The organism is Niabella pedocola (assembly GCF_021044425.1).
Taxonomy (GTDB): Bacteria; Bacteroidota; Bacteroidia; order Chitinophagales; family Chitinophagaceae; genus Niabella; species Niabella pedocola.
The window spans coordinates 645,288-656,116 of the sequence record NZ_JAJNEC010000003.1 but is presented as its reverse complement, the minus strand read 5'-3'; the positions used below and the strand labels follow the sequence as shown (position 1 = coordinate 656,116).

Below are 10,829 nucleotides of genomic sequence, written 5' to 3'. Positions count from 1 at the left end.
GATGCTGCTTTCCATGTCCCTTCCAGGAGACATGGAAAGGAAGAGAAATCTCGTTCCCCGCGGCGTCTCCCGGGAGGAGACGCTGCAGATCATAGGGGAATATGATTCATTAAAAATAACAAATGCGCTTACTCGGACTGAACAGTAATACAAATTATAAAGCAGAGATTCTGGCCGGCCTCACCGTAGCCATGACGATGATCCCGGAGTCATTATCCTTTGCTATCCTGGCCGGTTTGTCGCCCCTCACAGGATTATATGCCGCCTTCCTGATGGGACTCGTTACAGCTGTTCTGGGAGGGCGTCCGGGTATGGTTTCCGGCGGCGCTGGTGCAACCGTGGTGGTGCTGATCGCACTGGCCGCAGCGCATGGGGTGGAATATCTTTTTGCTACGGTAGTACTTGCCGGTATCCTCCAGTTACTGGTAGGGTTTCTAAAACTGGGCAAGTTTGTGCGCCTGATCCCGCAGCCGGTGATGTTTGGGTTTTTAAACGGGCTGGCGGTAATTATTTTTATGGCCCAGGTGGCGCAGTTTAAAACGCCGGAGGGCTGGCTTACAGGAACGGCATTGTATACAATGGCCGGGTTAACACTTTTGACCATATTGATCGTTATCGGGTTTCCGAAAATTACCAGGGCCGTTCCGGCATCACTGGTAGCGATACTGGTCGTTTTCGGTGTTGTGTTCTTTTTGGGTATCGATACCCGGAAAGTAGCGGATATCGCTTCCGTTAGCGGATCCTTGCCATCCTTTCACCTACCTGCCGTGCCCTTCACGTTAGACACCTTAAAGACCATCTTTCCCTATGCGCTGATTATGGCGGGTGTAGGATTGATCGAGTCGCTGCTTACACTGAATATGGTAGACGAAATCACAGGAACCAAAGGCGCTTCCAATAAAGAGGCGGTTGCGCAGGGCACTGCAAATATTGTAAATGGGTTCTTTGGCGGCATGGGCGGCTGCGCCATGGTGGCTCAAACCCTGGTAAATCTCAATGCAGGAGCCCGTACCAAACTGTCATCGTTGATCGGCGCCCTGGCGATCTTGGCAGTGATCCTTATAGGGGCACCATTTATTGAACAGATTCCAATGGCGGCCCTGGTTGGGGTGATGATGATGGTGGCCATCGGTACTTTTCAATGGGTAAGCCTCAGGATCATTACGAAATTTCCCAGGACGGATATCGTGGTAGGAATACTGGTGGCGCTCATAACGGTAGTGTTGCACAACCTGGCACTGGCGGTACTGGTGGGGGTGGTGATTTCAGCCCTTGCTTTTGCCTGGGACAATGCCAAACGCATCCGTGCACGCAAATACACAGACGATAACGGTGTAAAATATTATGAAATTTATGGCCCGCTGTTCTTTGCTTCCTGCACCGCTTTTCTGGAAAAATTTGATGTAACGAATGATCCGGACGAAGTGGTAATTGACTTCCGGGAAAGCAGGGTAGTTGATATGTCTGCCATCGATGCATTGAATAAGATCACCGGGCGCTATGCTAAACTGAATAAGAAAATTCACCTGCGGCATTTAAGTGCCGACTGTAAGCGGCTGCTGCAGAATGCCGGAGATACCATCGAGGTAAATGTACTGGAAGATCCAACATATAATGTAATGCAGGAGCGATAGTGCTTTCGGGGTGGAGCTTCCACGTCCTTTTCAGGAGACATGGAAAGGAATCGGATCCCGTTCCCCACAGTGTCTCCCATAGGGGACGCTGCGGAACAATATCGTGGTGATGGTGCTTTCCACGTCCCTTCCAGGAGACATGGAAAGGAAGAGCGATCTCGTTCGCCGCGGCGTCTCCCGCTGGGGACGCTGCGGATGAGTATCATGGTGACTGCTTTCCACGTCCCTTTCAGGAGACATGGAAAGGAAGAGGATTTCGTTCCCCGCGGCGTCTCCCATAGGGGACGCTGCGGAAGAATACCATGGTGATGAAGCTTTCCACGTCCCTTCCAGGAGACATGGAAAGGAACGGAAAAATCGTTAAATTCGCTTATGCCTGTGAAACACACCATAACTGCAACCGAAGGCGTATATTTTATAACATTTACCTGTTACCGGTGGATGCGATTGATTGCTATTGCAGATGCATACGATATGATTTACAAATGGTTTGATCATTTGAGATCTAAGGGGCATTACATTTGCGGATATGTGATCATGCCCAATCATGTTCATGCACTAATCGCATTCCGGAACACCGGTCAATTAATCAATACGATTGTAGGGAATGGGAAGCGCTTTCTAGCTTACAGTATTGTTGACCGTCTGAAAAGAGATGGAGCAGAAGGTTTGTTAGCGCAATTATCATCCGCAGTTGACAAACGAGGCAAAATGAAACATAAAATACATGAGGTATGGGAACCCTCGTTCGATTGGAAAGAATGCCGCACGAATACTTATATGCTTCAAAAATTGAATTATATACATGATAATCCCTGCAAAGGCAGATGGAAACTTGCATCCGCCCCCGCGGATTATATTCATAGCTCCGCTCATTATTATATTTCGGGAGTGCAGGGCGTTTATGATATGTTTCATTATTGCGAACTTGCTGATATTGACCTGACGCTTCCACTGCGATGAACGTCTGACTGCTTTCCACGTCCTTTTCAGGAGACATGGAAAGGAATCGGATCCCGTTCCCCACAGTGTCTCCCATAGGGGACGCTGCGGAACAATATCATGGTGATGCTGCTTTCCACGTCCCTTTCAGGAGACATGGAAAGGAAGAGAAATCTCGTTCGCCGCGGCGTCTCCCGCTGGGGACGCTGCGGATGAGTATCATGGTGACTGCTTTCCACGTCCCTTCCAGGAGATATGGAAAGGAAGGGGATTCGTTCGCCGCGGCGTCTCCCGCCGGGGACGCTGCGGATGAGTATCATGGTGACTGCTTTCCACGTCCCTTCCAGGAGATATGGAAAGGAAGGGGATTCGTTCGCCGCGGCGTCTCCCGCCGGGGACGCTGCGGATGAGTATCATGGTGACTGCTTTCTACGTCCCTTTCAGGAGATATGGAAAGGAAGGGATCAGCCGGTGCGGTATTTCAGGGGGCTTACCTGGAAATGCTTTTTAAATGCCGTGGAAAAATGGTGGGCATAGGCATAGCCCACTACCAACGCAATTTCATCTATAGTGGTTCGTGTATCCCGCAGCAGCAGCGCCGCATGCGTCATGCGTAAGCGGTGAATATACGTGAACAAGGTTTCTCCAAAAAGCTGCTTAAATCCTTTTTTAAGTTTGAATTCATTGAGCAGACTTACCCGGCTGAGTTGGTGCAGACTAAGATCCGACAGGTAATGGATATCGATATATGCTTTTAACTGATGTAAGCGCTCCTGTTCCTCCCAGGGTATGTTTGTGGTGAGTGACGGAGCAGAAAACTGTTCGATCTCCAATGCGATCAGTTCCAGTATACGGGATTGCAGTAAAAGGCTCCGCATGGTTCCGGTTTCTGTGCAATTAAGGATACTGCTCAGTAACAACTGCATTTTGCCGGAAACAGACCGGGCCAGAGGAGCACCGGAAAAGGGGCGCTGCGCTTCAAGGTTACGCTGCACCTGTTCGCTCCAGCGGTCGTTACAACCGATTGAAGCGGTAAAAAAAAACCTGTCGATAATGATATGTAACAACGACAGTGAATGATTGCCGGCGATACGATGATGATCACCAGCTTCCGGGGCATATACGAGGTTATGACGGTTTGTTTGCATATCCATCGGGTGTTCAATTCCCGTAAACCGGGAGTACATATGCCCGTCCAGCTGGAAATTGATATTGATGGTATCGCTGCTGGTGGCCCCGTGCATTTCCAGTTCCTCGGTCGTGTTCCATTGGATCTGCGATAAATGAATATGCGGAAACGTATCTGTATGCAGCTGTAGTGCCCCTGCGCGTGGGTGCAAACTGGTGACCTGTTCCTGTAGCGGATTGGGGGCGCCCGGTTCCAGGTTGGAAAGCAGCTCGAAATCGAGAAGATCTGTATTCAATAATTTAAAGGCCATAAATCCGTTTGGCGTAATGATCAATCCGTTTGGCGTATCCTGCAGTTACGGTATCCAGCTGAAATTTGCGCAAAAATAAATCATTTTATCATGCTTAGAAAAATATTCAAATGGAGTGGTATTGTCCTGGCTGCATTGCTGATATTAACATTAGTGGCATATGCCGGTATATCGTTGAATGTTCATAACCGGATGCAGGAGCGGTATAGATATACGGTTGCACCTGTTACTATTCTCTCCGACAGTGTCAGTCTTCTGAAGGGTGCGCATCTGCTGGCGATAAAAGGCTGCTACGAATGTCATGGCACACAGATGTCCGGCAAGATCATTGCCGACGATGGAATGATTGGAAGGGTCAGTGCTGCAAATCTTACCAGGGGCCGGGGCGGACTACCAGCAGATTACACATCTGAAGACTGGTTCCGGGCACTACAACATGGCATAGGAAAGGATGGCCGTCCGCTGGTATTGATGCCGGCACAGGAAACAGCGATGATGTCCGAAAGTGATATGGCCGCCATCATTGCGTATTGCAACCGGTTGCCGCCTGTTAACAATCAACTTCCGCCCACAAGCATTGGCCCGGCTGCACGTATCCTGGCTTTTTTTGATAAAATTCCGCTGTTGCCCGTAGAAAAGATCGATCATCTCAGGACGCTGGATAAGGTTGCCGATACCCTGGAGGGGATCGGCCAGGGAAAATACCTGGCAGCATCCTGCTCCGGATGTCATGGTGCAGACCTGAAAGGCGGCGAAGCGCTGCTGCCGGGCATGCTCCCGGCACCAGATCTCAGCGCCGGCGGCAATACCGGTAAATGGACACAGGCACAATTTATATATACCCTTCGCACGGGTACCACGCCTTCCGGCCATCCGATGAAGAATGAAGATATGCCCTGGCAAATGACAGCACGGTATACAGACAAAGAGCTGGCATCTTTATACCAATACTTCCGTTCGCTTAAATAAAATACATTATTTAAAAGTCCGGTGCTTCTGTAAAGACGTTCTGATCCATCTGAGCGCCGGATTGTTTTTTGCGTTGCCCGAATGGAGTAATCACTTCCATACAAATTTTATCACTAAACAATCATAAAGAAAAATGAAGATCAAACATGTTCTGCTTACCGCAATGGTATGTTCCCTGTTTTCCTGTTCCCGCAATGGTGCGGGGATCAGCACTACTTTTGAAGTAGATGCAGCCGCATCCTCCGTCGAATGGAAGGGTGCTGCCCCCGATCACTTTCACACCGGCGCTTTTGATATAACCGGTACCTTAAAGGCCGACCGGCATGGTCGGATAAAAAACGGAACATTCCGGATCCCGATTGCCAGCATCCGGGATTTCGATCTGGAAGATCCGCTGAAAGAACAGTTGCTGACCCATTTAAAAAGTGCCGATTTTTTTAATCTGCTGGTATATCCCGAAGCCCGTTTTCAAATTACGGAAGTGCAGCCGTATCATCAAAAGGAACCAACGGCCATCGATGGTGCCAATATGCTGATAACCGGCGATTTTACATTGATCGGACAAACACACCAGCTGCGTTTTCCGGCGAAGGTTACAATGACTGGTGACAGCATCCAGACCGAAGCCACGTTCAACCTGAACCGGCTAAACTGGGGCATGAACAGTTTTAGCGATCCGGAGCAGCCCTTGTACATATTACCCAACGTGGCGATAACCTTACACATCCGTACCATAAAAACAAACGATTAATACCGGCGTTTCCGGCGGCAAGCATACGCTGCCGGAAATCCTTATCGGCATTTCCATGAATGATAAAAACAATACAGATGCAAACAATATTACCAAAAACCATTACCCATCCGCTGATCGGGGATACCGTTACCTTTCTGAAAACAGCCGTGGAAACAAATGGCGCATATACGCTTGTTGAAGTAGTGCTGTTACCCGGTGGGGGCAACGATGCGCATTACCATGTAAATTACAGCGAGGCCTTTGAAGTGCTGGAAGGTACATTGAGCGTACAATACGGAAAAACCGAATACGATCTGAATCCGGGCGATACGGTAACGGTACCTCCAAAAGTGGTCCATCGCTTTTTTAACAGGAGCAACGAGCGGCCGGTAAGGTTCAGAGTGACCATTCAACCGGCGCGGCATTTTGAAGCAACATTGCGCATTGCTTATGGACTTGCGGCCGATGGCAAAACCAATAAAAAGGGAATGCCGCATATCTGGCACCTGGCCATCATCCTTCAAAAAGGAGAAAGTTACCTCCCCGGGTTGCCGCCGGCGATCCAAAAAGGAATATTTGGCATCCTGGCCCGTATTGCGCGTATAAAGGGCGTGCACCGGGAGCTGTATAAATATTATAAACCGGATGCCGGCTAAAGCGTATAAGAGCTGTATGCGATGGAACTATCATTGTTGCCTGAACTTTTAGCCGGTGATGCTTGTGTGATACAAAGGAAACTGTTTACCATAGCATACTGTTTTACACGCAACCAAAGCTTCCACATAAGAAAGAGAAGCGGCGCTTTAAAATGCGGTATGCAACGTACAGTGATCATTGTACCGGCTTTCCGTATCTTTATGCGATAACACGGTTGATTATTTTAAACACAGCATATGCAGCATAAAAACAAGCGAGCGCATACCCGGAGACGATTCATAAAAAATGCAGCTGTACTGGCCGCATCACCCGCAATGATTGGTCAGCATCCGGCAGCCCCCCGGCAGCAGGTAATTCATCATGTATTCTTTTGGTTAAAGAATCCCGATGCCGAGGCCGACAAGAAAGAGTTGATTGCAGGGCTGAAAACGCTGAAGGCGGTCCCGCAGGTACGGCAGTTGCTCATTGGTACGCCGGCTTCTACTGTAAAGCGGGAGGTAGTGGATAACAGCTTCCAGGTTTCGGAGCTGATGTATTTTAACAGCACCAAGGACCAGGACGATTACCAGGTACATCCTCTGCACAAAGCCTTTGTTGAAAAATGCAGTCATCTTTGGGAACGGGTGGTGGTGTACGATATGATTACAGACAGCACTGTATAAGTAGGTGCCTCTGAGACCGAAAAACACAAAGACAGATCTGATCTTAGTGCATCATTAAGCCTTCGAAGCGAACAGCTGGCTCGCTACGTCCTTGCCCCTCTGCGTCGTTTCGTGAAATAAGCATCACTAAGAGAAGAAAAGTACAATAAATATTAACGCTAATACATCTTAGAGCCTTTGTGCCTTCGTGGCGAACACCAGGCTCACCGGGTGAAATAAGAACAATGTACCCTTAGTGCCTTTGTGGTGCACGTTTATATTCGGGAAGGATTAATTGCCGGCCTTGATGGCAACAATCTTGTGGATGTGCAACCACTCCCGGAATTCCTCCGGGCGTTCGGGCGAAAAATGAATGATTTCTCCCGATTTAAGGAGGATGGTAAAAAAGCCCGCGGATTCCACAAATTTGTTCAGCTGTGCATGGCCGTATTCAAATTCCGGAAATAAAGCAGCAATGATCATATATAAACTATTTAACCAGGCTATCATACCCGGTATCTGTTAAATACTTGCCATAAAAGTATCAAAATATCCCGCATAAAAAACAGCCCGGCGTACCGGGCAAATATCCTGGGGACAAAAGGTGGAAATCTTTCAATTTGGGAAAGAAAACAGCAGCTTATCTGAAGCATACTGGCTTTTTGCTCTTGGAATGATCATTATCGTCACAAACATCTGCGGGTCTGCGGCAACAAAAACGTAGTATTGGCAAGGGATCGGCAATCCTAAGTATGTATCAGTTTCCGGTATTCGTTCGGCTGGATTTGTTTCATTTTTTTAAACTGCCGGTTAAAATGCGTGATATTGTTAAACCCGCTTTCATAGCAGATTTCCTTAATGCTTTTCTGACCTTCGGACAAGAGTTTACAGGCATGCCCGATCCGCAGTTCTGCAATAAACTGCGTATAACTTTTACGTGTGCAGGATTTAAAATACCGGCAAAAAGAATTAACAGTAAGGTTGGCAAGCGTTGCCACTTCTTTAATATAGATCGTGGATTTGAAATGTTGAAGGGTATAGTTGTATATCTTATTGATCCGGTCCGATTGGGTGAATGGATTATTACTTTGATAGGCCGTTGAGATCGTACCTGCTTTTTTACATTCCGAAAGGCAGATCAGCAATTCCAGGAGCAAAATTACCCGCCTGGTATCTGTGGCAGCGATCAGATCTGTAAGAAGCCCTTTGGCTGCTTCGGCCTTTGCACCTTTGAGCACCAGTCCTTTCTTACTCTTATCTAAAAGTGCTGCGATCTTCTGATTTTCCGGTATCGTTAAAAAAACCTTCCCCCAAAAATCTTCCCGGAACTGTGTCAGTTCTATATAGGATTTTACAGGCGTGTCGGACGTATACAAACTGTCGAACTTCCAGTAGTGGGGCAGATAGCTGCCAATAAACACCAGGTCTCCGCTTTTAAAATGATGAATACCATCGCCGGCAAACAACGTGCCGCCCCCTTTTATCACATGAATGAGTTCAAATTCCGGGTGATAATGCCAGCTATTGTTCTTGTAAGATTTACTGTCGGATCTTGCACTGAACGAGATCGCCGGACCAGATGTAATTTTAAGCAGAATAGGTTTCATACACAAATAATATTCCTATGTTAGCCAAAAGTAAGCCATTTATGTTAAAATAGTGTAGGTAATGGCACATACAATGCGGCTTTTCCTGCCGGTTATTTTATTTCTTTGTTGTGAATAACGAAAGTTGCCATGGTATTATCAAATAAAGTGATTGTTGTTACGGGCGGGGCCAGCGGTATCGGTTATGAATGTGTAAAGGCCTATATCGGTGAAGGCGCGCGGGTGGCGGTGCTGGACGTACAGCGGGAAACGATGGAACGGTTGAGTGCAAAGCCGGGCAACGCAGATCTGTATCTGCCATGCGATGTATCCGACGAAACACAGGTAAAAACAGCCATCGCCCAGGTCGAACGGCATTACGGAAGAATCGATTGTATACATAACAATGCGGGTATTGCTGCACCGGCAAAACCGTTGCATGAAACTACGGTTGGCGAATGGCAGGCCTTGATGCAGGTAAACGTATTCAGCATTTATTTAACAACGCGGTGCGGGCTTGCGGCATTACAACAATCGAAAGGATGTATCTTAAATACAAGCAGTATGGTGGGCCGCATCGGGCAGGCCAATCATGCTGTATATACCGCAACCAAGGGTGCTGTGGATGCGCTTACCAAATCGATGGCACTGGACTATGCCACTTATGGCATCCGGGTGAACGCTGTGGCCCCGGCCGGAGTATGGACGCCGTTGCTGCGGGAATGGGCAGCCGAACAGCCGGATACGGCGGATATTGAAACCTATCTTGACGGGATCCATCCACTGGGCTATTGTCCCGAAGCGGATGTGATTGCAGATGCCTGCGTATTCCTGGTTTCCGAAAAAGCGCGGTTTATAACAGGCTGTATCCTGCCCGTGGGTGGAGGAGCAGAACTGGGGTACAAACGGTAAAACACAGAACCGGAGCGATGCATACAATGCGGCGGTTCTGTATGAATGACATTTTTATTAAACATTTGACGGGAAGAATATATGATCCGGGATATAGCGATTAAGGACAGACGATTTTCATTATCAGGAGGAGCAGGCAGCGATGCGGTGCACCGGGATCCGGTTTATTCGTATGCGGTTACAGAGCTGGTAGATGATAGTGGGATCAGGGGTACCGGTTTTGCCTTTACACTGGGTGAGGGAAATGACCTGGTATGTAAGGCCGCCGCATTTTACGCAAATACATTAAAAGGGCTGGATATCGAAACGGTGATGTCGGACTTTGGTCATTGGTTCAACCGCTTGTCAAACGAACAGCAGTTCCGGTGGCTGGGCCCGCACAAGGGGATCGTGCACCTGGCACTGGCATCGGTAACCAATGCCTGTTATGATCTTTGGGCGCAAAAAAGAGGTGTACCCCTCTGGAAATTGCTGATCGATCTCAGCGCAGAACAACTGGTACATACGCTGGACCTGAGTTACCTGGAAGATGTGTTGAGCAGGGAGGAAGCTGTCACCCTTATCCGTAGTCAGGAGGCAACGAGCACCCTGAGGGAGTCGATCCTGGAAACCGGATACCCGGGCTATGATACTTCAGTAGGATGGTTTAATTACGATGATGAAAAAATTCGTGAAAACTGCCGCAGGGCTATTGACAACGGGTTTTCTGCCCTGAAGTTAAAGGTAGGATCGGCCGATGCCGAACGCGATATCCGGAGGGCTCATATCGTAAGGGCAACCGCCGGTGATACGGTAAAAGTGATGCTGGATGCCAATCAGCAGTGGACCCTGCCGCAGGCGCTGCAGATCTGCCGTTCACTGAGCGCTGTAAAACCCTACTGGATCGAAGAACCTACCCATCCGGATGATGTCGCCGCGCACCGCGTGTTGGCGGAAGCCATTGCGCCCGTGCCACTGGCCATTGGGGAGCATGTGCCCAACAGGGTGATCTTTAAAAATTACCTGCAGGCAAAATGCGCGGGCTTTATCCAGGCCGACGCGGTTCGATTGGGGGGCGTAAGCGAATTCATTACGGTTAGTTTGCTTTGCCGGAAATATGGCATCCCCGTAGTACCGCATGTAGGTGATATGGGACAGCTGCATCAGCACCTGGTATTGTTTAATCATATCAAGCTGGGACATGAGGCACTGTTCCTGGAACATATCCCGCATTTGAAAAAACAATTTGTTCACCCTGTACAGATTGAAAACGGAAAATATAAAACGCCGCAGGAGCCGGGCAGCTCCTGTGCACTGATAGAACCATAAAATGATGA

The 10,829-nt window shown here is 48.5% G+C and carries 11 protein-coding genes; 8 read left to right on the top strand and 3 right to left on the bottom strand.

What is annotated here, in order from left to right; all coding sequences use genetic code 11:
- Nucleotides 1-122: 122 nt before the first annotated feature.
- Both LQ567_RS03830 and LQ567_RS03825 read left to right on the top strand, forming a co-directional pair.
- Nucleotides 123-1,634, top strand: coding sequence for a SulP family inorganic anion transporter (locus LQ567_RS03830; protein ID WP_231002778.1), 1,512 nt, complete (start codon nt 123-125; stop codon nt 1,632-1,634).
- A 441-nt stretch (nt 1,635-2,075) separates the two neighbouring features.
- Nucleotides 2,076-2,597 (top strand): transposase, encoded by a 522-nt coding sequence (locus LQ567_RS03825; protein WP_231002777.1) that lies wholly within the window; start codon nt 2,076-2,078, stop codon nt 2,595-2,597.
- A 443-nt stretch (nt 2,598-3,040) separates the two neighbouring features.
- On the opposite strand, the gene LQ567_RS03820 is transcribed toward LQ567_RS03825, so the two are convergent.
- Nucleotides 3,041-4,015 carry a helix-turn-helix transcriptional regulator gene (locus LQ567_RS03820; protein WP_231002776.1) on the bottom strand — a complete coding sequence of 325 codons (975 nt, stop codon included), beginning with the start codon at nt 4,013-4,015 and terminating at the stop codon, nt 3,041-3,043.
- A gap of 90 nt (nt 4,016-4,105) precedes the next feature.
- Here LQ567_RS03820 and LQ567_RS03815 point away from each other — a divergent pair, with 90 nt between their 5' ends.
- The 4 genes from LQ567_RS03815 to LQ567_RS03800 all read left to right on the top strand — a co-directional run bounded on the left by LQ567_RS03815 (nt 4,106) and on the right by LQ567_RS03800 (nt 7,036).
- The gene (locus LQ567_RS03815) at nt 4,106-4,984 is read left to right on the top strand and encodes a c-type cytochrome (protein WP_231002775.1); all 879 of its coding nucleotides are present in this window, start codon (nt 4,106-4,108) and stop codon (nt 4,982-4,984) included.
- Nucleotides 4,985-5,117: 133 nt separating this feature from the next.
- The gene (locus LQ567_RS03810; protein ID WP_231002774.1) at nt 5,118-5,735 is read left to right on the top strand and encodes a YceI family protein; all 618 of its coding nucleotides are present in this window, start codon (nt 5,118-5,120) and stop codon (nt 5,733-5,735) included.
- 77 nt (nt 5,736-5,812) lie between these two features.
- Nucleotides 5,813-6,373, top strand: coding sequence for a cupin domain-containing protein (locus tag LQ567_RS03805; RefSeq protein WP_231002773.1), 561 nt, complete (start codon nt 5,813-5,815; stop codon nt 6,371-6,373).
- Nucleotides 6,374-6,610: 237 nt separating this feature from the next.
- On the top strand, nt 6,611-7,036 hold the full coding sequence (locus LQ567_RS03800) for a Dabb family protein (protein WP_231002772.1): 426 nt from the start codon (nt 6,611-6,613) through the stop codon (nt 7,034-7,036).
- A 270-nt stretch (nt 7,037-7,306) separates the two neighbouring features.
- Here the strand turns inward: LQ567_RS03800 and LQ567_RS03795 are convergent, their stop codons facing one another.
- Nucleotides 7,307-7,498, bottom strand: coding sequence for a hypothetical protein (locus LQ567_RS03795; RefSeq protein WP_231002771.1), 192 nt, complete (start codon nt 7,496-7,498; stop codon nt 7,307-7,309).
- 263 nt (nt 7,499-7,761) lie between these two features.
- On the bottom strand, nt 7,762-8,622 hold the full coding sequence (locus LQ567_RS03790) for an AraC family transcriptional regulator (RefSeq protein ID WP_231002770.1): 861 nt from the start codon (nt 8,620-8,622) through the stop codon (nt 7,762-7,764).
- A 129-nt stretch (nt 8,623-8,751) separates the two neighbouring features.
- Here LQ567_RS03790 and LQ567_RS03785 point away from each other — a divergent pair, with 129 nt between their 5' ends.
- Nucleotides 8,752-9,513: an SDR family NAD(P)-dependent oxidoreductase gene (locus tag LQ567_RS03785; RefSeq protein WP_231002769.1), complete on the top strand. Its 762-nt coding sequence runs from the start codon at nt 8,752-8,754 to the stop codon at nt 9,511-9,513.
- A gap of 81 nt (nt 9,514-9,594) precedes the next feature.
- Complete coding sequence (locus LQ567_RS03780) at nt 9,595-10,821, top strand: enolase C-terminal domain-like protein (RefSeq protein WP_231002768.1); 1,227 nt, start codon at nt 9,595-9,597, stop codon at nt 10,819-10,821.
- Nucleotides 10,822-10,829 lie beyond the last annotated feature (8 nt).

What these genes read in the sequence shown, in the direction of transcription:
- LQ567_RS03830 (WP_231002778.1), top strand. Translation starts at nt 123, where the DNA reads ATGCGCTTACTCGGACTGAACAGTAATACAAATTATAAAGCAGAGATT.
- LQ567_RS03825 (WP_231002777.1), top strand. Translation starts at nt 2,076, where the DNA reads ATGCGATTGATTGCTATTGCAGATGCATACGATATGATTTACAAATGG.
- LQ567_RS03820 (WP_231002776.1), bottom strand. Translation starts at nt 4,015, where the DNA reads ATGGCCTTTAAATTATTGAATACAGATCTTCTCGATTTCGAGCTGCTT.
- LQ567_RS03815 (WP_231002775.1), top strand. Translation starts at nt 4,106, where the DNA reads ATGCTTAGAAAAATATTCAAATGGAGTGGTATTGTCCTGGCTGCATTG.
- LQ567_RS03810 (WP_231002774.1), top strand. Translation starts at nt 5,118, where the DNA reads ATGAAGATCAAACATGTTCTGCTTACCGCAATGGTATGTTCCCTGTTT.
- LQ567_RS03805 (WP_231002773.1), top strand. Translation starts at nt 5,813, where the DNA reads ATGCAAACAATATTACCAAAAACCATTACCCATCCGCTGATCGGGGAT.
- LQ567_RS03800 (WP_231002772.1), top strand. Translation starts at nt 6,611, where the DNA reads ATGCAGCATAAAAACAAGCGAGCGCATACCCGGAGACGATTCATAAAA.
- LQ567_RS03795 (WP_231002771.1), bottom strand. Translation starts at nt 7,498, where the DNA reads ATGATCATTGCTGCTTTATTTCCGGAATTTGAATACGGCCATGCACAG.
- LQ567_RS03790 (WP_231002770.1), bottom strand. Translation starts at nt 8,622, where the DNA reads ATGAAACCTATTCTGCTTAAAATTACATCTGGTCCGGCGATCTCGTTC.
- LQ567_RS03785 (WP_231002769.1), top strand. Translation starts at nt 8,752, where the DNA reads ATGGTATTATCAAATAAAGTGATTGTTGTTACGGGCGGGGCCAGCGGT.
- LQ567_RS03780 (WP_231002768.1), top strand. Translation starts at nt 9,595, where the DNA reads ATGATCCGGGATATAGCGATTAAGGACAGACGATTTTCATTATCAGGA.